At 70.3% G+C, this 23,206-nt stretch carries 18 protein-coding genes; 12 read left to right on the forward strand and 6 right to left on the reverse strand.

Annotated features, from left to right (window positions below):
- The first annotated feature begins 46 nt into the window (after positions 1-46).
- The 10 genes from L3Q67_RS07950 to L3Q67_RS07995 all read left to right on the forward strand — a co-directional run bounded on the left by L3Q67_RS07950 (position 47) and on the right by L3Q67_RS07995 (position 13,947).
- Complete coding sequence (locus L3Q67_RS07950) at positions 47-946, forward strand: Rossmann-fold NAD(P)-binding domain-containing protein (protein ID WP_499188903.1); 900 nt, start codon at positions 47-49, stop codon at positions 944-946.
- On the forward strand, positions 946-2,475 hold the full coding sequence (locus tag L3Q67_RS07955; protein ID WP_499188904.1) for an MBL fold metallo-hydrolase: 1,530 nt from the start codon (positions 946-948) through the stop codon (positions 2,473-2,475). Before L3Q67_RS07950 ends, L3Q67_RS07955 begins: the two co-directional genes overlap by 1 nt.
- A 211-nt stretch (positions 2,476-2,686) precedes the next feature.
- Entirely contained in the window at positions 2,687-6,790 is a 4,104-nt protein-coding gene (locus tag L3Q67_RS07960; protein ID WP_499188905.1) for a DUF4082 domain-containing protein, read from the forward strand.
- The gene (locus L3Q67_RS07965; protein WP_499188906.1) at positions 6,787-7,971 is read left to right on the forward strand and encodes a glycosyltransferase family protein; all 1,185 of its coding nucleotides are present in this window, start codon (positions 6,787-6,789) and stop codon (positions 7,969-7,971) included. Before L3Q67_RS07960 ends, L3Q67_RS07965 begins: the two co-directional genes overlap by 4 nt.
- Positions 7,968-9,095 (forward strand): DegT/DnrJ/EryC1/StrS family aminotransferase, encoded by a 1,128-nt coding sequence (locus tag L3Q67_RS07970; protein WP_499188907.1) that lies wholly within the window; start codon positions 7,968-7,970, stop codon positions 9,093-9,095. Before L3Q67_RS07965 ends, L3Q67_RS07970 begins: the two co-directional genes overlap by 4 nt.
- The gene (locus tag L3Q67_RS07975; RefSeq protein WP_499188908.1) at positions 9,092-9,730 is read left to right on the forward strand and encodes an LbetaH domain-containing protein; all 639 of its coding nucleotides are present in this window, start codon (positions 9,092-9,094) and stop codon (positions 9,728-9,730) included. The genes L3Q67_RS07970 and L3Q67_RS07975 overlap by 4 nt, the downstream gene beginning before the upstream one ends.
- Positions 9,727-10,974: a glycosyltransferase family 4 protein gene (locus L3Q67_RS07980; protein WP_499188909.1), complete on the forward strand. Its 1,248-nt coding sequence runs from the start codon at positions 9,727-9,729 to the stop codon at positions 10,972-10,974. Before L3Q67_RS07975 ends, L3Q67_RS07980 begins: the two co-directional genes overlap by 4 nt.
- Entirely contained in the window at positions 10,971-12,077 is a 1,107-nt protein-coding gene (locus L3Q67_RS07985; RefSeq protein WP_499188910.1) for a DegT/DnrJ/EryC1/StrS family aminotransferase, read from the forward strand. The genes L3Q67_RS07980 and L3Q67_RS07985 overlap by 4 nt, the downstream gene beginning before the upstream one ends.
- Complete coding sequence (locus L3Q67_RS07990; RefSeq protein WP_499188911.1) at positions 12,074-12,646, forward strand: acyltransferase; 573 nt, start codon at positions 12,074-12,076, stop codon at positions 12,644-12,646. Before L3Q67_RS07985 ends, L3Q67_RS07990 begins: the two co-directional genes overlap by 4 nt.
- Positions 12,643-13,947: a hypothetical protein gene (locus L3Q67_RS07995; RefSeq protein WP_499188912.1), complete on the forward strand. Its 1,305-nt coding sequence runs from the start codon at positions 12,643-12,645 to the stop codon at positions 13,945-13,947. The genes L3Q67_RS07990 and L3Q67_RS07995 overlap by 4 nt, the downstream gene beginning before the upstream one ends.
- A gap of 752 nt (positions 13,948-14,699) precedes the next feature.
- Here the strand turns inward: L3Q67_RS07995 and L3Q67_RS08000 are convergent.
- The 6 genes from L3Q67_RS08000 to L3Q67_RS08025 all read right to left on the reverse strand — a co-directional run bounded on the left by L3Q67_RS08000 (position 14,700) and on the right by L3Q67_RS08025 (position 20,848).
- Positions 14,700-16,121 (reverse strand): lipopolysaccharide biosynthesis protein, encoded by a 1,422-nt coding sequence (locus L3Q67_RS08000; RefSeq protein ID WP_499188913.1) that lies wholly within the window; start codon positions 16,119-16,121, stop codon positions 14,700-14,702.
- Positions 16,118-17,491, reverse strand: a complete 1,374-nt coding sequence (locus L3Q67_RS08005) for an O-antigen ligase family protein (RefSeq protein ID WP_499188914.1) — start codon at positions 17,489-17,491, stop codon at positions 16,118-16,120. The genes L3Q67_RS08000 and L3Q67_RS08005 overlap by 4 nt, the downstream gene beginning before the upstream one ends.
- An 11-nt stretch (positions 17,492-17,502) precedes the next feature.
- Positions 17,503-18,294 carry a hypothetical protein gene (locus L3Q67_RS08010; protein WP_499188915.1) on the reverse strand — a complete coding sequence of 264 codons (792 nt, stop codon included), beginning with the start codon at positions 18,292-18,294 and terminating at the stop codon, positions 17,503-17,505.
- 79 nt (positions 18,295-18,373) lie between these two features.
- Positions 18,374-19,105 carry a class I SAM-dependent methyltransferase gene (locus L3Q67_RS08015; RefSeq protein ID WP_499188916.1) on the reverse strand — a complete coding sequence of 244 codons (732 nt, stop codon included), beginning with the start codon at positions 19,103-19,105 and terminating at the stop codon, positions 18,374-18,376.
- A 4-nt stretch (positions 19,106-19,109) separates the two neighbouring features.
- Positions 19,110-19,994 carry a DUF6492 family protein gene (locus tag L3Q67_RS08020; RefSeq protein ID WP_499188917.1) on the reverse strand — a complete coding sequence of 295 codons (885 nt, stop codon included), beginning with the start codon at positions 19,992-19,994 and terminating at the stop codon, positions 19,110-19,112.
- Positions 19,991-20,848 carry a glycosyltransferase family protein gene (locus tag L3Q67_RS08025; protein ID WP_499188918.1) on the reverse strand — a complete coding sequence of 286 codons (858 nt, stop codon included), beginning with the start codon at positions 20,846-20,848 and terminating at the stop codon, positions 19,991-19,993. Before L3Q67_RS08025 ends, L3Q67_RS08020 begins: the two co-directional genes overlap by 4 nt.
- Before the next feature lie 121 nt (positions 20,849-20,969).
- Between L3Q67_RS08025 and L3Q67_RS08030 the strand changes: the two genes are divergently transcribed.
- Both L3Q67_RS08030 and L3Q67_RS08035 read left to right on the forward strand, forming a co-directional pair.
- A complete protein-coding gene (locus L3Q67_RS08030) occupies positions 20,970-22,217 on the forward strand; it encodes an MFS transporter (protein ID WP_499188919.1) in 1,248 nt (415 codons plus the stop codon).
- Positions 22,201-23,175 carry a TolB-like translocation protein gene (locus tag L3Q67_RS08035; protein WP_499188920.1) on the forward strand — a complete coding sequence of 325 codons (975 nt, stop codon included), beginning with the start codon at positions 22,201-22,203 and terminating at the stop codon, positions 23,173-23,175. The genes L3Q67_RS08030 and L3Q67_RS08035 overlap by 17 nt, the downstream gene beginning before the upstream one ends.
- Positions 23,176-23,206 lie beyond the last annotated feature (31 nt).

Genomic DNA, 23,206 nt, shown 5'->3' on the forward strand with positions numbered 1-23,206 from the left:
GCGCTGCCTGGTCACCGGAGGCGCGGGCACGATCGGCTCGGCGGTGGTGGACCAGCTGGTGGCGGCCGGGGCGGCGGAGGTCGTCGTGCTGGACAACTTCGTGCGCGGGCGCCGGGAGAACCTGGCGGATTCGGCGGGCGAGCGGCTGACGGTGGTCGAAGGCGACATCAACGACGCCGGGCTGGTGCACGAGCTGACCCGCGGCATCGACCTGGTCTACCACCTCGCGGCGATCCGGATCACCCAGTGCGCCGAGCAGCCGCGCCTGGCTCTGGAGTCCCTCGTGGACGGTACGTTCACCGTGCTGGAGGCCGCCGCGGCGGCGAAGGTGCGCAAGGTGATCGCCTCCTCGTCGGCCTCGGTGTACGGGCTGGCGGAGACCTTCCCGACCGATGAGCGCCACCACCCGTACAACAACGACACCTTCTACGGCGCCGCCAAGGCGTTCAACGAGGGCATGCTGCGCAGCTTCAAGGCGATGTACGACCTGGATTACGTGGCCCTGCGCTACTTCAACGTCTACGGCCCGCGGATGGACGTGCACGGCCTCTACACCGAGGTGCTGATCCGCTGGATGGAGCGCATCGCCGCGGGCAAGCCGCCGCTGATCCACGGCGACGGCGCGCAGACGATGGACTTCGTCCACGTGCACGACATCGCCAGGGCGAACCTCCTGGCCGCCCGCGCCCCGGTCACCGACCGCGTCTACAACATCGCCAACGCCACCGAAACCAGCCTGCGTGAGCTGGCGCTGAACCTGCTCACCGCGATGGGCTCGGACCTGGAACCGGAGCACGGCCCCGAGCGTGCGGTCAACGGCGTCACCCGGCGGCTCGCCGACATCTCCGCGGCCGCGGCGGACCTCGGCTGGCAACCCCGCATCAAGCTGCCCGACGGCCTGGGCGGGCTCGTCGAGTGGTGGCGGCAGAGCAAGCAGGAGGCGTGATGCCCGAGATCCGCTACCTCGGGCACGCCGGGTTCACCGTCGAGCACAACGGCACCCGGCTGCTGATGGACCCGTGGTTCTTCCCGGCGTTCCTCGGCTCGTGGTTCCCCTACCCGGACAACCGGCACCTGCTGCCCGAGGTCCGCGACGGGCACTGGGACTACCTCTACGTCTCGCACGCCCACGAGGACCACTACGACGAGAAGCTGCTCGCCGGGATGGACCGCTCGATCACCGTGCTGGTGGCCAGGTACCGCTCGAAGATCATGGTCCAGCACTTCCGCGCGCTCGGCTTCGAGAACGTGATCGCGCTGGCGCACAAGGAATCCATCGAGCTGGCGCCGGGCTTCACCGCGACGGTGTACCTGGACACCAGCCACAAGGAGGACAGCGGGCTGCTCGTCGACGCCGGCGGCTACCGCTTCCTCGACCTCAACGACTGCAACACCGCGATGTCCGAGCTGCCGACGGACGTGGACCTGCTGGCGGCCCAGTTCTCCGGCGCCATGTGGTACCCGAACTGCTACGACTACCCGCCCGCGCTGATGGCCGAGAAGGTGGCCGGGGTCCGCGGTGACCTGATGGACACCCTCTACCGCAAGGCGAAGCTGACCGGGGCCCGCGCGTTCCTGCCCTCGGCCGGGCCCGCCTGCTTCCTCGACCCCGACCTGGCCGAGTACAACGACCGCGACAGCACCATCTTCCCGGTGTGGGACCAGGTCGCCGACGGCTTCACCGCGGCGTGCCCGGACATCGAGGTGCTGCGACTGGGCCCCGGCGACTCGCTCGACGTCGACCCGGCGGCGAAGACCGCGGTGGCCCGGCGCCTGCCGGACAGCAAGCTCGACGAGGACCTCGGCGCCTACCGCGAGCGCCGCCGCGCGGAGTGGGAGGAGTTCCACGAAGGCCCCGAACCCGAGGTCGCCATGCCCGAGATCGAGGGGTACTTCAGCACGCTGCAGCAGTGGAACAAGCGCTTCCTCGGCGACTTCAGCAAGGACATCCGGCTGATCACCGGCACCACCAACTGGGACGTGCGCCTCGGCAGGCTGGCCGAGCACTTCGTGATCGAGGGCGAGGAACCCTACGACCCGGACTACACGCTCCTGGTGCCGCCGCGCGTGCTGCGCGCGATCGTCGACGGCCGGACCGGCTGGGAGGAGGCGCTGCTGTCGATGCGGCTGGGCCTGCACCGCGAGCCGGACGTGTTCGACCTGACCTTCATGGGCCTGCTGCGCTACGGCAACCACCCGGCGCAGACCATGCAGATGCTGCGGGAGCGCCAGAACACCGAGACCATCGAGCGGGACGGGCTGCGGTTGCAGCGGTTCTGCCCGCACGCCGGTGAGGACCTGAGCTTCGCCGACATCGGCGGCGGCCGGATCGAGTGCCCGCGGCACCACTGGATCTGGGACGCGCGGACCGGGAAGTGCGTGGACAAGGCCTCGATCGACCTGCGCGTGGAGGTCCTCGACGAGAACTCACCGGTGCTGGTGGCGGAAAAAACCCAAGATCAACTCCCTTTGTGATTCCCCACCTGTTCGGCCGCTTTACTCTTTTTCGCCATTACGTTATGTAGTGCGGTACTCGCCGGTTTCGGCGTTATGGAATTGCTACGGCCCATTAGCGTGACCAAGGCCCGGATTCTGTAACAGAAACCGCTCCCACCTCGATTTTCTGGGCGTCTGACCACCGGATTCGCCGGTGCCGGTGACCTCCCTTTGAACGGAAGGCATAGCCATGCACGCCCATTCCAGCCAGGGGGAGCGCAAGAGGGGACGGCCGCTGTTGCTGGCCGTGGTGTTGTTCGTGCTCACGGGTGGCCTGGTGGTGCTGCCCGTGCCGTTCGGCGGGGTGCCGCAGGCGCACGCGGCCTGCGGGAACAAGATCGCCTGCGAGAACGAGGCCGCGGGCACCGACAACTGGCAGGTGTCGAACTTCGACGACACCATTTCCGGTTTCACCACCGACATCAGCGCCACGCCCGGCTCCACGGTCACCTTCAAGGTCAAGACCAGCGCGCTGGGGTACTCGGTGACGATCTACCGCCTCGGCTACTACCAGGGCAAGGGCGCGCGGTACATGGGCACCGCCAGCCGCAACTCCACGCAGTCGCAGCCCGCCTGCCTGACCGACGCGACCGGCCTGCTCGACTGCGGCAACTGGGCGCCTTCGGTGACCTGGACGGTGCCCGCCGGCGCCACCTCGGGGCTGTACTACGCGGTGCTGCGGCGGTCGAACCTGACCCCGGAGGAGCTGGCGAGCAACCCGCCGGAGAACGAGGTCGCCTTCGTCGTGCGCGACGACGCGAGCACCTCGAAGATCCTGTTCCAGACCTCGGACTCGACCTGGCAGGCCTACAACACCTACGGCAACGGGCCGAACCGCGCGGGCAACAGCATGTACTTCACCACCTACGGCGAGCCCGGCCCCGGCCAGCCGGCGAACCCGACCGGGCCCGGCCCGCAGGGCTCGGCGTACAAGGTCAGCTACAACCGCCCGCTCTACGGCCAGGGCGACGAGAACTTCATCTTCAACGCCGAGTACCCGATGTTGAAGTTCATGGAGCGCAACGGCTACGACATGAGCTACAGCACCGATGTGGACAGTGCCCGGCGCGGGCAGCTGATCAAGAACCACAAGGTGTTCATGGCCGTCGGCCACGACGAGTACTGGTCGAAGGAGCAGCGGTCCAACGTGGAGGCCGCCCGCGACGCCGGGGTGCACCTGGCCTTCATGACCGGCAACGAGGTGTTCTGGAAGACCCGCTGGGAGCCGAGCATCGCCGGCACGCCGACCGACTGGCGCACGGTGGTCTGCTACAAGGAGACCAAGCACGACGGCAAGATCGACCCGCACCCCGACTGGACCGGCACCTGGCGCGACGCCCGCTACAGCCCGCCGTCGGACGGCGGCAAGCCGGAGAACGCGTTGCTGGGCAACATCTTCACCGTCAACGGCAAACGCGAAGACGCGCTCACCGTGCCCTCGGCGTACGGCAAGATGCGGCTCTGGCGCAACACCGCGGTGGCGCAGAAGCCCGCCGGTGACGTCTACACCTTCAAGCCGGGCACGCTCGGGTACGAGTGGAACTCGGTGGAGGACAACGGGTTCACCCCGCCCGGCACGGCCCAGCTCTCGCGCACCACGGTGACCATGGACGGGTTCTGGGTGCTGCAGAACGAAGGGGACGAATACGGCTCCGGCACCAAGACGCACGCGCTGACGCTGTACCGGCACCCCAGCGGTTCGCTGGTCTTCGGCGCCGGGACCGTGCAGTGGGCCTGGGGCCTGGACAACGAGCACGCCTTCGGAGAGCACGACCAGACCGCCGACCCGGCCATCCAGCAGGCCACGGTGAACCTGATGGCCGACATGGGGGTGCAGCCCACCACGCTGATGCCCGGCCTGGTCCAGGCCACCGCGAGCGCCGACGCCACCGCCCCGGTGGTGGCCATCACCAGCGCGCCGCCGACCACGGTCGGCACCGACTACACCATCTCCGGCACGGTCACCGACGCCGCGGGCAAGGTGGCCGGCGTCGAGGTCTCGGTGGACGACGGCGCCACCTGGCACCCCGGCCTGTGGACCGCGGGCACGACGAACTGGCAGTACAAGTTCACCCCGACCACCTCGGGCACCCCGACGGTGAGGGTCCGCGCGGTGGACGACTCGGCGAACCTGTCCGCGCCGGTGTCCCGGGTGATCACGGTGAACATGCGCACCTGCCCGTGCAGCATCTGGACCCCGCAGATGACCCCGGCCAACCCGGCGGCGAACGACGCCGGCGCCATCGAGGTCGGAGTGAAGTGGCGTGCCTCGGCGGACGGGTACGTGCGCGGCATCAAGTTCTACAAAGGACCCGGCAACATCGGCACGCACACCGGCAGCCTGTGGACCCAGGACGGCCGGCTGCTCGGCACCGGCACCTTCACCAACGAGACGACCACCGGATGGCAGACGCTGACGCTGCCGACCTCGGTGCCGGTCACCGCCGGGGTCACCTACGTGGCCTCGTACTACGCGCCGAACGGCCGGTACAGCGCGGACAACTTCACCTTCACCGGCAACGGCGTCTCGCTCGACCCGCTGACCGCGCTGAAGTCCGGCGTGGAGGGCACCAACGGCGTGTTCAAGGGCGGCGGGCCGGGCTTCCCGCAGACCAGCTACCAGGACACGAACTACTGGGTGGACGTGGTGTGGGCGCTCGACCCCGGCCCGGACACCCGCGCGCCGATGCTGCTGTCCACCGCGCCGCTGGCCGGGGAGACCTCGGTGAAGACGGCGAGCCCGCCGGTCTCGGTGACCTTCGACGAGAACGTCGCGCCGAGCACCGTCCAGGTCACCCTCACCTACCCCGGCGGCAGTGAGCCGGGCACGGTGTCCACCGTCGGCGGCAAGGTGACCTTCACCCCGCAGCTGGCGCTGGACGCGGGCACGGTCTACACCGCGACCGTGCGTGCTTCGGACGCCTCGGGCAACGCGGCCCAGCAGGTGCAGTGGCAGTTCACCACCGGGTCACCGCGCCCGGCCGCGTGCCCGTGCACGGTCTGGGACGACTTCACGCACCCGGTGAACAAGGCCGATCCGAACGACTCCTCGCCGGTCGAGCTGGGCACGAAGGTGCGCTTCGACGGCAAGGGCAACGTGCTCGGCGTGCGGTTCTACAAGGGACCGGGCAACACCGGCACGCACACCGGCACGCTGTGGAACTCGGCGGGGCAGCCGCTGCGCAGCGGCACGTTCGTCAACGAGAGCGCGGTCGGCTGGCAGACGCTGGTGTTCAGCTCGCCGGTCGAAGTGCAGGCGAACACCACGTACGTGGTCTCGTACTACGCGCCGAACGGCCACTACGCCGGGGACAACGCGTACTTCCGCGACGCGGGTGCCGACTACAGCGGTATCCGGGCACTGGGTGAAGGGGTCGACGGCGGCAACGGCGTCTACCGCTACGGCTCGGGTGGCGGCTTCCCGCAGAACTCGTGGGGCTCGACGAACTACTGGGTCGACGTGGTCTTCCAGAACGGGCTCAACGGCGACACCACGCCGCCGGCGGTCACCGGCCGCAGCCCGGCCTCCGCCGCGACGAACGTGCCGCTGACCTCGGCGGTCAGCGCCACCTTCACCGAGCCGATCGACCTCTCCAGCGTGCAGTTCACCCTGCAGGACCCGGGGCTGGCCAAGCTGACCGGCACGGCGGCGCTGTCCGCCGACCAGAAGACGGTCACCTGGACACCGTCGGCACGACTGGCGCCGGGCACCACCTACACGGCGAACCTGAAGGTGGCCGACGCCAACGGCAACGCCATGCCGACGCCGACCACCTGGTCGTTCACCACCACGACCACGCCGATCTGCCCGTGTTCGCTGTTCTCGGCGGCCACCGTGCCGACGGTGACGGCGGAGAACGACGGCGGCTCGTACGAACTGGGTGTCCGGTTCAGCTCGTCGGTGCCGGGCACGGTCACCGGGGTGAAGTTCTACAAGGGCACCGGCAACACCGGCACGCACACCGGCAGCCTGTGGACCGCGGCCGGGCAGCTGGTCGCCGGCGGCACCTTCGTCAACGAGACCGCGACGGGCTGGCAGACCCTGCTGTTCGCCACCCCGGTGGGCATCCAGGCCGGTGAGTCGTACATCGCCTCGTACACCGCGCCCAACGGGCACTGCTCCTCCGACGGGAGCTACTTCGAGCGAACGGCCGTGACCAGTACCCCGCTGACCGCGGGCGCGACCGGCGGGGACACGCCCAACGGCGTGTACAACGCCGGGCCGGGCTTCCCGCAGTCGTCCTTCCGCGGGGCGAACTACTGGGTCGACGTCGTGTGGCAGCCGGCGCCGTGACGCGGCGGCTGGCGGTCCTCGTCTCGGGGGTGCCCTGGGACGGGGTGAAGGGTTCGGAACGGCAGCTCGCCGAGGCGCTGACCGCGCACACCGACGTGCTGTGGGTCGATCCGCCGGTCTCCCCGGCCACGCCCGCGCGCTACCGCGGGCTGGCCGGGGCGGGCAGGCAGTGGCGACCGCGGTCACGGCCGGTTTCCGACCGGCTGACCCGGCTGACCCCGGTCGCCCTGCCGGGCCTGTCCCGGCCGGGCGTGCGCTCGACCACCTGGCCGATGGTCCGCGCGCAGATCCGCCACGCACTTCGAGGATCACGCCGGTGGCCGACGGTGGTGATCGCCTGCTCCACGCACGACGTGCTCGGGCGGTGGGGCGAAGGCGTGACGAACGTGCTGTACGGCACCGACGACTGGGTGGCCGGTGCCGAGCTGATGCGCATCGACGTCAAGCAGATCGTCGCCGGTGAGCAGCGCAACCTGGCCAACGCGGACCTGGTGCTCGCGGTCGGCCCCGAACTCGCCGAGCGCTGGCGGGAGTCGGGTGTGGAGCCGGAGGTCTTCCCCAACGGCGTCGACCCCGACGCCTACGCCGCGATCGACTCGGTGACGCCGGTCGAACTGCCGCCGGGCTTCCCGGACAAGATCGCCGGGTTGTGCGGGCAGCTGTCCGACCGGATCGACCTGCGGCTACTGGAAGCCGTCGCGGACACCGGGGTGGGGCTGCTGCTGGTCGGCCCGCGGGATCCCGGGTGGCGGCCGGAGCGGGTCGACGCCCTGCTCGCGCGGGACAACGTGCACCACACCGGGCCGGTGCCGTTCGAGGGACTGCTGCCGTACCTGGCACGGTTCGGCGTCGGGCTCACCCCGTACGCCGACACCGCGTTCAACCGCGCCTCCTTCCCGTTGAAGACGCTGGAATACCTGGCCGCCGGCCGTCCCGTGGTGAGCACGGACCTGCCGGCCAGCCGCCGGTTGCAGGGCCAGTTCCGGGAGCTGGAGATCACCGGTGACGCCGATTCGTTCGCGCTCGGGGTGCTCGACGCGCTGGCCGGTTCACCCGCGCAGGCGCGAGTGGCGGCACGGCGCGAATTCGCGCGACGGCATTCCTGGGCCGCGCGCGCGGCCCGGCTGGTGGAACTGCTGGACAACAGTGACCGCAGGATTCTCAGGGAGGGAACCACGTGATTCCGGTGATGCGGCCGATGCTGGGGGACGAGGAGGCCGACGCCGTGGCGGCGGTGGTCCGCTCGGGCTGGATCGCCCAGGGCCCCAAGGTCGCCGAATTCGAACAGGCCTTCGCCGCGCGGGTCGGCGCGGCGCACGGGGTCGCGGTGTCCTCGTGCACCACGGCATTGCACCTGGCGCTGCACGCACTCGGCGTCAAGCCGGGTGACGAGGTGGTGGTGCCGTCGTTCAGCTTCATCGCCACGGCGAACTCGGTCCGCTACTGCGGTGCCACCCCGGTGTTCGCCGACGTCGACGAGCTGACCGGCAACCTGACCGCGGCGACCGTGGACGAGGTGCTCACCACGCGCACGAAGGCCGTGCTCGCCGTGCACCAGGGCGGCGTGCCCGCCGACGTGGACGCGCTGCGGCGGGTGAGCGGGGGTATCCCGGTGCTGGAGGACGCCGCGTGCGCGGCGGGGTCGACCTACCTCGGCAAGCAGGTCGGCGCGGGGGCGCCGCTGGCCGCGTGGTCGTTCCACCCGCGCAAGCTGCTGACCACCGGCGAAGGCGGCATGCTCACCACCGACGACGCCGGCCTGGCCGCGCGCCTGCGGCGGCTGCGCGAGCACGGCATGAGCGTGTCGGCCGCGGACCGGCACGCGGCGGGCACGGCGATCGTCGAGCAGTACCTCGAAACCGGGTTCAACTACCGGATGACCGACATCCAGGCGGCGATGGGCCTGGTGCAGCTGAACCGGCTGGCCCCGCTGGTCGCCCAGCGGCGCACGATGGCCGCGCGCTACCACGAACTGCTCGCCGAGCTGACCGGCGTGCGCCCGGTGCGCGACCCCGCCTACGGCAAGACGAACTACCAGGCGTTCTGGGTGCTGCTGGACGAGCACGTGGACCGCAACGGCCTGCTCGCCACGCTCGCGGACGCCGGGATCTCCGCCCGGCGCGGCATCATGGCGGCGCACCTCGAACCCGCGTACGCCGGGCACGCGCACGTACCGCTGCCGGTCACCGAAAAGCTGACGCGGCACTCGCTGATCCTGCCGCTGCACCACGAACTCACCCCCGAAGACCAGCGGCACATCGTCGGCGTGCTCGCTTCGGCCCTGCACCCGGTGGTGAGCCGGTGAGCCGTCCGCTGCTGCTCGTCGGCGCCGGTGGGCTGGCGCGCGAGACGCTCGCCGCGGTGCGTGCCGGTACCGGCTGGGAGCCGGTCGGCGCGCTGGACGACAACCCGGCCGTGCACGGCACCCGGATCGACGGCCTGCCGGTGCTCGGACCGTCCACTTTGGTGCACGAGAGGGCGGACGCGGCGGTGGTGCTCTGCGTGGCGAACGTCCGGCGCCCGTACGCCCGCCGCGACCTCGCCGCCCGGCTGGACCTGCCGGACGAGCGGTACGGCACCGTGGTGCACCCGGCCGCGTCGCTGGCGCCGGGCACCGAGGTGGGCGCCGGCTCGATCCTGCTCGCGGGCGTGGTGGTGACCGCGCCGCAGCGGATCGGCAGGCACGTGCTGGCCATGCCGCACGTGGTGTTCACGCACGACGACGAGGCAGGCGACCACTCCTGCTTCGCCGCGCGGGCCACGCTCGCCGGTGGAGTCCACATCGGACAGTGCGCGTACGTGGGTCAGGGCGCCCTGGTCCGCGAATACACGAAGATCGGTGAAGGCGCGGTGATCGGCATGGGTTCCGTGGTGCTCACCGACGTGCCCGCCGGGCAGACCTGGGCAGGCGTACCGGCGAAACCACTGGGGGAACGGTGAAGGTGCTCGTCTATCCACACGCGATGGAGATCGGCGGCTCCCAGCTCAACGCGCTGCAACTGGCGGGGGCCGTGCGCGACCTCGGGCACGAGGTGACCGTGCTGTCCGAGCCGGGGCCGCTGGTCGACTACGTGCGCGAGCTGCGCCTGCCGCACGTGGAGATCCCGCTGCACCGGCGTCGTCCGTCGGCCCGCGTGGCGCGGCGGCTCGGCGGGCTGATCGACGAACTGGGCATCGACGTGGTGCACGGGCACGAATGGCCGCCGGTGCTGGAAGCCGTGGCCGCGACCGCGAATCGGCGGGGCACCGCGGTCTACGCGACCGTCATGTCGATGTCCGTGGTGCCGTTCTTCCCGAAGACCGTGCCGATGACCGTGGGCACCGAAGAGATCCGGGCCGCCGCGATCGCCGCCGGGCACCAGCGGGTCACCCTGCTCGAACCGCCGGTCGACACCGACGGCGACCGGCCCGACCTGGAGACTTCCTTCCGCGAGGAACACGGGCTCGATCCCGCGGTGCCGTTGCTGGCGATGGTGTGCCGCCTGGTGCCGGAGCTGAAGCTCGAAGGCCTGCTCGCGGCCTGCGACGCGGTCGGTGAGCTGGCCGTCGCGGGCCGGAAGGTGCAGCTGGTGATCGTCGGTGACGGCCGCAGCCGTCCCGAGGTCGAGGCGCACGCGGCACGGGCGAACGAACTGGCCGGGTCGCGCGTGGTGGTGCTGACCGGCGAGATCAGCGATCCGCGGCCCGCCTACGCCGCCGCCGACGTACTGGTCGGGCAGGGCGGTTCGGCGTTGCGCGGGATGTCGTTCGGCAAGCCGCTGGTGGTGGTCGGCGAACGCGGGTTCAGCGAGTTGCTGACCCGGGAGACGGCACCGCGGTTCCTGTCCGCCGGGTGGTACGGCCAGGGGCCGGGCTCGCGCGGATCCGGGGTGCCCGCGCTGCGCGACGCGCTCGACCACGTCATCGGGAATCCCGTGTTGCGCAAGGAACTCGGTGCCTTCTCGCGTGAGCTGGTGGTCGAGCGGTTCAGCCTGCGCGGTGCCGCCGAACTGCTGGAACGCGAGTACACCGCCGCGAGGTACGGGCCGCGGCCGCTCGCGCCGCTCGCCGCCGACGCCGCCCGCAGTGCCGCGGGCCTGTTCGGTTACAAGCTGCACCGCAAGTACCAGGGCCTGCGTGGCACGGCCCGCACCGACGACGCCAACGCCAATCCGGTTCTTTCTCGCGAGAGGGCAGCAAGATGAGCGGAATCCCCCTGGTCGACCTGGCCGCGCAGCACCGGCAGGTGGCCGACGAGGTCGCCGAGGGCTGGGCCGCGGTGCTCAAGGCGACCGCGTTCGTCGGCGGCCCGCAGGTCGCCGCGTTCGAGGCCGAGTTCGCCGCCTTCTCCGAGGTGGCGCACTGCGCCGGGGTCGGCAACGGCACCGACGCGCTGGAGTTCGCCCTGCGTGCGGTGGGCGTCGGCCCCGGTGACGAGTGCGTGCTCCCGGCCAACACCTTCATCGCCACCGCCGAAGCCGTGGCGCGCACGGGCGCGACGCCGGTGCTGGTGGACGTCGACGAGGAGACCGCGCTGCTCGACCCGGCGCTGCTCCCCGACGTGCTCACCTCGCGCACCAAGGCGATCCTGCCGGTGCACCTGTACGGGCAGACCGCGGCGGTCGAGGAGATCCTGCCGATCGCACGGGCGGCCGGTGCCTTCGTGGTGGAGGACGCCGCGCAGGCGCAGGGCGCCCGGCGCCACGGCGTGGTCGCGGGCGGCCTCGGTGACATCGCGGCGACCAGCTTCTACCCCGGCAAGAACCTCGGTGCCTACGGCGACGGCGGTGCCGTGCTGACGCGGGACGCCTCTCTCGACGAACGGATCCGGCTGCTGCGCGAGCACGGCTCGCCGCGGAAGTACGAACACACCACGCTGGGCTTCAACAGCCGCTTGGACACCCTGCAAGCGGTGGTGCTCTCGGCGAAACTGCGCCGCCTCGCCGGCTGGAACGCGGCCCGCCGCGAAGCCGCCGAGCGGTATTCGGCCCTGTTGAGCGGAGTACCGGAGATCGAGCGGCCCGTGGTGCTGCCGGGCAACGAACCGGTGTGGCACCTGTACGTGCTGCGCGTGGCCGACCGCGAGCGGGTCCTCGCGCACCTGCAGGCCAACGGGATCGGGGCGGGCATCCACTACCCGGCGCCGGTGCACCTGACGCCCGCCTTCGCTTCGCTCGGCCACCGGCCGGGCGATTTCCCGGTCACCGAACGGCTGGCCGGGCGGCTGCTGTCGATCCCGCTCTTTCCGGAGATCACCGCGGCCCAACAGGAACAAGTGGTGGAAGTGCTGATGGAGGCGGTTCGATGACCGAGGTCAGGGTGCACCCGCGGGGTTTGTGCGAGAGCGACCAGGTCGGCGCGGGAACGCGGGTGTGGGCGTTCGCGCACGTGCTGGCGGGGGCGAAGATCGGCAGGGACTGCAACATCTGCGATGGCGCGTTCGTCGAGGACGGCGCGGTGCTGGGCGACAACGTGACGGTGAAGAACGCGACCCTCGTCTTCCGCGGGGTGACCTGCGAGAACGATGTGTTCCTGGGGCCGAACGTGGTGTTCACCAACGACCTCCGGCCGCGCGCGCACCTCAAGCGCGGCCCGGATTCCCTCCTGCTGACCAAGGTCCGCCGCGGCGCCACGCTCGGCGCCGGGGTGGTCGTGGTGTGCGGCACGGAGATCGGCGAGCACTCCTTCGCCGCGGCCGGGGCGGTGGTGGCGCGGGATGTGCCCGCGCACGCCTTCGTCGCGGGGAACCCGGCCCGGCAGAAGGGCTGGGTGTGCGAATGCGGGGAGCCGCTCACCGCCGACCTGCGCTGTGAGGGTTGCCAGGCGGTCTACGAGCAGCGTTCCGATGATCGCGGGCTGCGCAGGCGAAGCGCATGAGGGGCGCGCGGCAGGCGGCCCTGTCGGGGACCGTGCTGCTGGTCACGCTCGCGTGCACGCCTGCCGCGCCGTCCCAGCCACCACCGCCGGTGACCACCACCAGCCCCGCGCCGGCGAACTTCTCGCTGGTGCCGTGGGAAGGCGGGCCGGAGTACTACGCCGCGTTCGGCAAGGCCAAGGAGGCGGGCTGGACCGACCCGTCGTTCTTCCCGATCGGCGTGTGGTTCGAATCGGTGCTCGACCCGAAGGACACCGAACTGGACAAGGCCGTGGGCATCAACACCTACTTCGAGCTGACGTCGAACAGCTCACTGCCGGTGGTCCGCGACGCCGGGATGCACGCCTTCCCCAGTGGTCCCAACGCCGAAGCCGGTGCCGAAACGGTCGGCTGGACGCTGACCGACGAACCCGACATGTGGGCCGGGCCGGGTCACGGCGCGTGGACGGGGAACGCGCCGGGCAAGGGTGAGGTCTGCGTCAGCGACCCGTGCGGCTACACCGTGCTGAAGACCCTGCTGGACAAACTGCCCGCGGACGACGGCCGCCTGCGATACGCGAACTTCGGCAAGGGCATCATGTTCTGGGAAACCGATGAGCAGGCGCAGCCCTTCGTCAACGACTACACGAGTACCGTCTCGGCGGACCTGTACTGGTACACCGACCCGAACATCTGCGCCTCACCCTCGGAGGGCCCGGCGATCGGCGTGCCCCCGGAACAGTGCCGGGTGGCCGCGAACTACGGCCGCACCATGGACCGCGTGCGCTCACTGGACCTGGCCGACGGGGAACGGCAGCCGATCTACGCGCTGATCGAGAACGGCCACCCGTTCACCGAAGCCGATGCCCCCACCATCACCGGCGACCAGCTGGCGGGTGCGGTCTACAACTCCCTGATCCACGAAGCGCGCGGCATCATCTACTTCAACCACAACTTCGGCGGCGACTGCGTCTCACAACACGTCCTCCGCGACGCCTGCGGCGCCGAAATCCGGCCGGCGGTGACGAAGGTGAACCAGCAGATCACCGAGCTGGCGCCGGTGCTGAACACGCAGTCGCTGGTCCACCTGTTCAGCCCGAACGTGGACACCATGCTCAAGCGGCACAACGGTTCGCTGTACGTCTTCGCCATGCCCAAACGCGGCACCGCGCCGGGCCCGCAAACCCTCACCCTGCCCCCCGGCCTGACCGGCGAGGCGAAGGTGCTGTTCGAAGACCGCTCCGTCCCCCTCACGAACGGCACCCTCACCGACACCTTCGACGCCGAACACACCCACCACGTCTACGTCATCCCCACCCCATAAAGCGCCGTGAATGTGGCTTTCACGGCGGATTCGGCCGTGAAAGCCACATTCACGGCACCACACCCCCCACGCCCATGTCACGAATGTGGCTTTGGGGGCGGATTCGGCCCCCAAAGCCACATTCGTGTCCCTCCCGCACCGCCCACACACACCCGGCGCCCGGGTACCCAACCCGAGCAGCCCGCCCCGGGAACCAAATCCGAGCAGCAGCCCGGCCCTCAACGCGAGCATCCACCCAAGCCCCGCCCGGACACCAACCCGGGCAGCAGCCCAGCCGCGCCCGTGCATCCAACGCGAGCAGCCGCGCCGACACCACAAACCAAGCCTCCGCCCGAGCACTCAACCCGAGCAGCCGCCCAACCCCCCGCCCAAAACCCAAAGCGAGCTCCGGGCACCCCACGCGAGCAGCCCGCCCAGCCCCGCCCGGGCAACAAAGCGATCATCCGCCCGGCCACCCAACGCGAGCAGCCAGCCCAGAAACCCAAGCGAGCCAGGCCACCCAACGCGAGCAGCCGCCCAGAACCTCAAAAGCGAGCCCCGGGCACCAAAACTCGAGCATCCGCCCAGAAATCTCAAAAGCGAGCCCGGGCACCAAACTCGAGCAGCCGCCCAAACCCCCCACCCCGCCCCGGTCCACAGCCAAAAACACGGCGAAGGCCTCGATGTCAAGGCATCTTTCCCGCCTTGACATCGAGGCCTTCGCCGTAGTCACAATCAAAAACCGGGGCGGAAATCCCCCTACCGGAAATCCCCTACCGCAACTCCCGCAACCGCCCCCGCAACGACCAAACAAACGGAACATAAACAAGAACCCCCACCCCCACCCCCAAAAACAACTGCAACGCCGAAGGATCCGTCAAACCCCTTACCCCGAACATAACCCCCACCATCACCACAACCCCCACCACCGGCCGAACCAACGCCATCCCCAGCCGTCGCAGCGAAACCCCAGTCCGCCGCACCATCCAGGCGAATGCGGGCAGTACCACTACCGAAGCCACCAATGCGTGCAACGCCGCCACCCCCGCGATCCCATTCCACCAAGCCCCGAGCGGCAACGCGACCAGCAACGACAAGAACCACCCCACCTGCAACCACAGGCAAACCCGCGACCGCCCCAAAGCCACCAGAAAGTCGTAACACAACTCCGCAAATACCCTGACCACGCCCAAAATCGCCAAGAACTGCACCACGACCGCCGCAGCCGCCCACTTGTCGCCGTACAAAGTGGTCACCGCGGGCAACGCCAGTACACCCAAAGCCGCGCACACCGGCAGTGTCGGCACCGCCAGGATCACCGCCAGCCGGGTAAGGGCCTCGCCACGGGAAGACGCCGAATCCTGCACCCGCGCGAAAGCCGCCAGCGAGACTCGCCGCATCACCACCGAGAACGTGTTCACCGGCCAGCTCGCCAGGTTGAACGCGACCACGTAGAACCCCAGCGCGGTGACGTCGAGCAGTCTGCCGATCACCACGTAATCCACGTTCAGCATGGCGAAGACCACGAAGCTCGCCGCCGCCAGCGGCAGGCCGAACGCCAGCAGCTCCCGGGCCTGCCGCCGGTCGAACCCCGGCCGCGGCCAGTAGTCGACCAGCTTCAGCAACATCAGCGCCGACAGCGCGTTGCCCGCCAACTGCCCCCACGCCAGGCTCCACGCCCCCGCGCCGTTCAGCGCCAGCGTCACCGTCAGCCCGCAGGTGACCACCAGGTTCAGCAGGTCAGCCGCCAGTTGCGCGCCCTGCCGGAACGCCCGGTTCACCAGCTGCACCGCGGTCGCCGTGGCACCGTCGATCAGCACCGAAACACACAACAGCCGCAGCACGCCGACCGCGTCCGGCGAACCCATCGCCTCCGCGAAAGCGGGCGCGCCGAACCAGCAACCCACGTAGAGCAACGCGCTGGACGCCGTGGAGATCGTGGTGACCGTCGGCGCGATCGCCCGCGGATCGCCCTGCCACCGCACGATCGCGAGGCTCACGCCCAACTCGTTCAGCGAGAGCACCGCGTGCAGGGCGACCAGCGCCACCGCGAACACGCCGAAGTCCTCCGGCGCCAGCAACCGGGCGAGCAGCAGCGAGACGAAGAAGCCGCCGAACTTGCCGATCACCGTGTTCAGCAGGCTCAGCGCCAGCGCCCGCCGGACCTGCGGCGGCGCCTCTTCCTGGGTGGTCATCGGGCTCCCGCTTTCAGGCTCGCCTTGAGCTTCTCGGTCCAGGTCACGCGGCCGACCCTGGCGCGGGGCGGGTTTTCGGCTCGGGCGATGCGCAGCAGCGAACCGCACAACCCGACGGAGAAGAAGCTGAGCCCGGCGATCACGCTGAAGCTCAGCAGGTCGAAGGTGGCCGCGGAGATCAACGCGATCAGCATCGCCGAGATCATCGCCCCGGCCAGCCCGCGCATCTCGTGGTTGCGGCTGATCACGATCACCCGCACCGCCGCATAGACACCCACGACGAACATGCCGACGAAGGTGACCAGCCCGATCCAGCCGTTCTCGATCAGCGTCATCAGGTACTGGTTGTCCAGGATCAGGTACTTGTCCGGCAGGAAGGTGCCGAACCCGCGACCGGCGATCGGGTGCAGCCCGATGTGCCGCCACGCCTCGTCGTAGTCGTCGGTGCGCGAGGTGACGCTCGGATCGGAGTCGATGTTCGCGAACAGCCCGTACAACGTGCCGAACAGCCCCGGGATCGCCAGCACCGCGGCCGCGGCGAAGCCGATCGACATCCCGGCCACGATCAGCCTGCGGCGCCCGCGCACGCTGGCGATCACCACCAGGATCACCACCGCCAGGCTGAGGATCGCCGTGCGGGACAGGGAAACCAGCGCGCCACCGCCGACCATCGACAGCGACAGCGCCCACTTCCAGCGTGGTTCACCGCGGTCCATTGCGCGGAACAGGTAGTGCGCGGCGAACGGGATCGCCATCGCGCACACCACCCCGAATTCGATCGGGTGGTTCGTGGTGCCCGACGGACGCCGGAAGCTCGCACGCTCCGGATTGCTGTACTCCGAGGTCGCCTTCAACCCCGGGAACTGCAGGTACTGCGTGAGATCGAGGTCCAGCGCGAACTGGACCAGCCCGATGCCCGCGCACACCGCGATCACGCCGACCAGCACCCGCAGCAGCCGGTTCAGCCGCTCGCGCACGGTCACCGTGTCGCAGAGGAACACGCCGAGCGCGGTCATCGCGGTGATCCGGATCAGGCCGCTGTCGGCCAGGTTCAGCTCGTCGTCGGGCAGGTGCCGTCGCGTGGCGACGCCGTAGGTGATCAGGTTCGCCGCGAGGAAGCAGGTGAGCGCGACCCGGGGTGCGTTGTGCCCCTTGGCCACGCCGAGCGTGTCGACCAGCTGGCTGCACAGCCACAGCACGCCGAGCAGCGCGGCGAAGGCGATGGTCGGCGCCAGCGTCATCGGGATGCGCGAGAACACCAGGCGAGCCGGGATGATCAGCAGCATCGCGAGGTAGATGCACACCAGCCCGGCGCCGTCGATCCGCTTCCAGATCGGCTCGGCCTTGCCGACGAAGGGCGCGGTCTGCACGCCGGTGTCCCTCAGCGTCTGGGGTCGGGCGCGGACGGCAGCGGGCCGACGCTGGCGATGAACACGGTCGCGTCATCGTCCGGCTGCCCGTTCGCCAGCCGCGGCCGGGCACGCGGCGCCGGCGGCGGCTCCGGCTTGTCCTTGGTGACCACGGCTTCTCCGGCCTCGTCCCGGCGCCGCTGCCTCGCCCTGGCCACGCTGTCGAAGGCGAACGTGCCTGCCAGGGTGAGCAGCAGCGACAACACCAGCGCGGCACCGGCGAACCGGATCTTGCCGCCGGTCAGCGGTTCCGGCTGCGTCGGCTGCACCAGTTCCTGTGCCTTGATGAAGGTCGACTCCGGGGCCTGCACCGCGCGCTGGCGGTTGTCCAATTCGGTCCGCGCGCGTTCCAGCACCCGCGCCACCAGACCGCGGCTCTCCTGCTCGGAGGTGGCTTCGGTGGTGACGAAGACGAACGGCCCGTTGGTCTGGCCGTTGTTGGCCAGGTAGGTGCTGCCCGATTCCGGTCCGGCGCCGACCTGTTCCTTGGTCAGCGGGTCGTTGAGGATCTGCGACACGATCTGCGCGGAAATGACCAGGCTGCCGTCGAAGGAGAGCAGCGGGTTGGTCAGCGAGCCCTCGGTGGGATCCGCGGTGACCTTGGCGCCGCTGGACGGCGCGGTGAGCACCAGCGTGCCCGACGAGCTGTAGCGGGTCGGGATGGAGAGGTAGGTGAACGCGGTGAGCGCCAGCGCCACGCCGAGCGCGGGAAGCACCACGTACCAGCGCCTGCGGGCGAGCTGAACGAATCCCCAGAAGTCCATCTACCCCTCCACGAGCCGGTCCTGGGGCGTCCAGGCGCTATTCCTTTAGTCGGCGCAACCCGGATTTCGTTACCCCTGGTCAGGGGGCCACGGCCGTGGCGAGCAGGTTGTCGCGGAAGCGCGGCACGCGCAGCAGCGGCTTGCCCACGCGCATGAGCAGGCGGTCGGTCCGGCGGTTCGGCACGTGCGCGAACTCCCGCAGCTCAAGCTCGATGTCGGCGAACCCGGCGCGCTCGATCTGCCAGCGCAGGTGCTCGGCGGAGTACTCCAGCACGTGCCCGCAGCCCTGGTCACCGGGGATGTCGAAGTGGTCGAAGATCGGCCGCCCGAGCGCCAGGTAGACGATGTTGCGCAGGCGGTACAGGTTCGGCGTGGTGCAGATCAGGTACCCGCCGGGGCGCAGCATCGACCGCAGCCGCCGCAGCGCGACGTGGCCGGGGACCGGCAGGTGCTCGATCACCTCGGAGAGCAGGATCACGTCGAACTCGCGGTCCCCGCCGCTTTCGTCCAGCGCGAGGTTGAAGCGGAAGGTGTCGATGCCCAGGCCGGACAGCGTCGGGAAGCACGCGTCGGTGATGTCGGCGACGGTCGCGCGGTCGGCCCACAGGTCCCTGGCCATCGCGGCGAGCTGCCCGCCGCCGACCTCCAGCACGTCCACCGGCTCGTCCGGCGCCAGCGCGGCGAACCGGTGCAGCACGGCCTCGTAGCGGGACTGGTACCGCGGGTAGTACTGCGGTTCCTCCTGCCAGTCGCCGGCGAGCACCACCTGGTCGAACGCCCGGGCGAAGTCGTGGGAACCGAAGGCGCGCATGGGTTCAGTCCTGTCTCTCGGGGGACGCCGCGGCGGCGCAGGCAGCCAGTGCCACGTGCCGGTTTTCGGGGGAGGTGCCGGACTTCGCGGAGATCATCACGGCCAGTGCGTCCGGGGCGAGGCGGCAGGCGAACTCGAGCGCGCCGGCTTCGTCGAGCGGGGTGTTGTCCCAGTAGGTGTGGCAGTACAGCGAATCCGACGGCACGCGCGGGATGGTGCCGCCGAGCACCTCGTCGGCGAACACGCCGTAGAGGATGAACTCGGAGATGTGCAGCCGCCCGGTGAACAGGTCGAGCCAGCTCTTGCCGGTGACCTCCTGGATACGGTCCTGGAGCAGCCGGACCACGGCGGGTTCCCAGACGTTGAACGGACTCACGTAGTCAGGCAGCGGCAGGTCCGGGGCCGGGGGCAGGCCGAGCAGTTCGCGGGCGGCGGCGTGCCAGCGCACGTGGCGCGGCATGCCGGCGTGCACGGCGTTCTCCGCGCGGAACAGGCCGATCCGGCCGTCCACCGCGAAGCTTCCGGCGGTGGTGTGCCGGATGAGCACCACGTCGGAGTCCATCATCAGCACCGCACGGGCGTCGAACCGCGAGGCCGCGGCCAGTTTGACCGCCTGTTGCAGCACCCAGCCGCGCACCGGCGGCCACGGGCGCCTGGCGTTGAGCCAGATGCCCGCTTTCGGGGTGGCCAGGTAACGCTCGGGCAGGAATTCCGGATATGTCCAAATGCGACAGCGGTCACCCCCGTACCGCGCGAAGAGGTCTCGGTCGGCGGGAGGCACCACCACGTGGTGCACGGCATCGGTGTGGTCGAGCACGGACCGGTGCAGCGCCTCGAAGAGCCCGGCGTCCGGGGCGTAACTCGGGGTCAGCACGGCGAAATCGGTCATCGGGTACGAATCCGTTCGGTCAGCACGGCTTTCAGCGCGAGCCGGTGGCCCGCGTCACGGGCCCGCAGCAGTTCGTGGAGGACCACCAGCGCGCGGAACACCGCCGAGGCGGCCCGGCCGTGGTATTTGGCGAAGTACCGCACGCGGTTGACCGCGAGCAGGGCGGTGAGCGCCGGGCCGGAACCCGAGCCGCCACCGTGGTGGGTCACCGTCGCCTCCGGCACGAAAACCGTGCGGAGGCCGGTTTCCCGGACGCGCCGGAAGAAGTCGACCTCTTCGGAGTACAGGAAGAATCTTTCATCCCAGTCCCCCACCAGTTTCCGGCAACGGGCGGTGATCAGCAGCGCCGCACCGCAGGTCCATTCGGGAGCACCAGCCCCGCCGCGGTACGCGCTTTCGGCCCATTCGGTCTCGCTCCACCCGGACGGCAGCCAGGCCGCGCGCCTGCCGAGCAGGGCGTCGACCAGCGCACGCCGTCGTGATGGCTCGTAGCGCCGCGAGCGGGCCACCGCACCGGAGGTTTCCCTGATCAGCGGTACCGCCACCCCCACGCCGTCGTCCACCGCGGCCAGCAGCGCCGTCACCGATTCACGGTCCACAGTGGAATCCGGGTTCAGCACCAACACGGACTCGCCGGCGCCGACGTGCCGCCAGGCCACGTTGAGCGCGCCCGCGTAGCCGAGGTTGGCCCCGGTTTCCAGCACGCGCGCACCCGCTTCCCTGGCCAGAGCGACGGTGCCGTCGCCGGAATCGTTGTCGACCACCACGGCGGGCAGTTCGGCTTCGGCGAGCCCCGCGAGCAACGCGGGGAGGTCACGGGCGCTGTTGTGGGTCACGATCACCGCAACCGGCATGCCCGGCTAATCGGGCCGTTTCCACGGCTCGTTACCGGGGGATGCCGATCCGAGACCTGGCAGCCGATAACGGCGCGGCCCCGGTGATCGATTCCACCAGCGGGACGAAAGGCGCCGACTGGTGTATCTCACTACGCGAAACAGCCCACCGCACACCGGAAAACCGGTGGCCGGGGGAAAACTGCCCTCGACGGTGTTCGCGCTGGGCGCGGTCAGCCTGCTCACCGACGTCTCCGCCGAAATGATCACCGCGTTCCTGCCGGTCTACCTCCTGTACACCCTCCAGCTGGGATACGTCCAATTCGGACTGCTCGACGGGCTCTACAACGGCGCCACCGCGATGCTGCGGCTGCTCGGGGGCTTTGTCTCCGATCGCCTGCGCAAACCGAAAATGGTCGCCATGGCCGGGTACGCCGCTTCGGCGCTGGCGAAACTGGCCTTCCCGCTCGCCGGTGCGTCCGGCGCGGGCATCGGCGGCGTGCTCGCCTTCGACCGCGCGGGCAAGGGCCTGCGCACGGCCCCGCGCGACGCGCTGATCAGCCTGTCCACCCCGCCGGGGCGGCTCGGCCGCGCGTTCGGCGTGCACCGCGCGATGGACACCTTCGGCGCGCTGCTCGGCCCGCTGGTCACCTTCTGGATCCTGGCCGAACTCGGCACCGGCGCCTCCCCGGTCTTCGTGGTCAGCTTCTGCTTCGCCGTGCTCGGCTGCATCGTGCTGGCGACCTTCGTCCGCGAGCACGTGCCGACGACGCCGAAACCGGCCCGCTCCCCGGTCTCCTGGCGGGCCTGCGCCGGACTCCTGCGTGATCGCCGCATCCGCCGGATCACCCTGGCCGCCGGCCTGCTCGGCCTGGTCACCATCAGCGACGCCTTCGTCTTCGTGGTGCTGCAGAAGACCTCCGGCGTGCCGCTGGAACTGCTGCCGCTGCTGCCGCTGGGCACCGCGCTGGTGTTCCTCGCCGCGGCGGTGCCGATGGGGCTGGCCGCCGACCGGTTCGGCCGCTGGCCCGTCTTCTTCGCCGGGCACGTGCTGCTGCTCGGGGTGTACGCGGCGCTGCTGGTGCCGAACGGGGGCTTCCCGGTCGCGATCGCCGCGCTGGTCGGGCACGGCCTGTTCTACGCGGCCACCGACGGCGTGCTGATGGCCTACGCCGGGCCGCTGGTGCCTGAGGCGCTGCGGGCCAGCGGGCTGGCCGTGGTGCAGACCGGGCAGGCGGTGGCGCGCCTGCTGTCCTCGGTGGCCTTCGGCTTCCTGCTCGCCGCGATGACCATGCGGTCCGCGGTACTGCTGGTGCTGGGCGCGTTCGTGCTGGTCCTGATCGGCTCGGCGCTCCTGCTGCGACGGAGGCCGGATGCGCTGGCTGCGTGAACACCGCGTCGCGGCCGGGATCGTGGCGATGGTCCTGGTCGTGCTGGCGGGCGGCGGGTACGTGTTCTGGAGCTCCGCCGCCGGGCGCGCGGGCGAGGCGGTCTCGGCGGTGCCCGGTGACCTGCTGTTCATCGACCAGTCCGACGGCCGGGACGTGGTGCAGCGGGTGCCGCTGGCCGATCCCGGCGGGCCGCGGCAGGACACCGCCGAGCGCTGCCAGCGGGTCTACGCCGCGGGCGGGACCACGGTGTGCCTGCGCCTGGCCGGGCCGGGGCCCAGCTACGAGGTGGCCGTGCTCGGCGCCGACGGCGGGATCCTGCGGACGCTGGGCCTGGCGGGCATCCCGAACCGGGCGCGGGTGTCGGCGTCCGGGCAGGTCGTGTCGTGGACCTCGTTCGTCACCGGCGACTCCTACGCCGTGCCCGGCGGTTTTTCCACTCGCACCGGAGTGCTCGATCTGCGCTCGGGCACCCTCATCGAATCGCTGGAGGACTTCCCCACCACGGTCGCCGGAGAACCATTGCTCGCCGCCGACCGGAATTACTGGGGCGTGACCGTCGCCGGTGACGACCGCACCTTCTACGCGACGGTTTCTTCCCAGAATCGTACGTGGTTGGTGAAAGGCGATCTGCTCGACCGGACCATGCGGGAAGTGCGACCGGGACCCGAATGCCCGTCCCTTTCACCCGATGGCACCAAGGTGGCCTACAAAAAGCGGCTCGGCCGATTCGGCCAGTGGGAACTCGCGGTACTGGACCTGACCACCCGGCACGAGCAGGTATTGCCAGGAACCACCGGAATCGACGACCAGGCGGCCTGGCTGGACGACACCCGGTTGGCCTACGCACAGGTGCCGGGCGACGGTCGGAAATCTTCTGTCTTCGCCGTGCGCGCCGACGGTTCCGCCCCGCCGGAACTGCTGGTGGCCGACGCTTCTTCGCCGGTGCCAATGCGCTGACCGGACGGCTGTAACGTTTCCCGGGCCCGTT

The organism is Saccharothrix sp. AJ9571, from assembly GCF_021725495.1.
In the GTDB taxonomy this organism is placed as follows: domain Bacteria; phylum Actinomycetota; class Actinomycetes; order Mycobacteriales; family Pseudonocardiaceae; genus Amycolatopsis; species Amycolatopsis magusensis.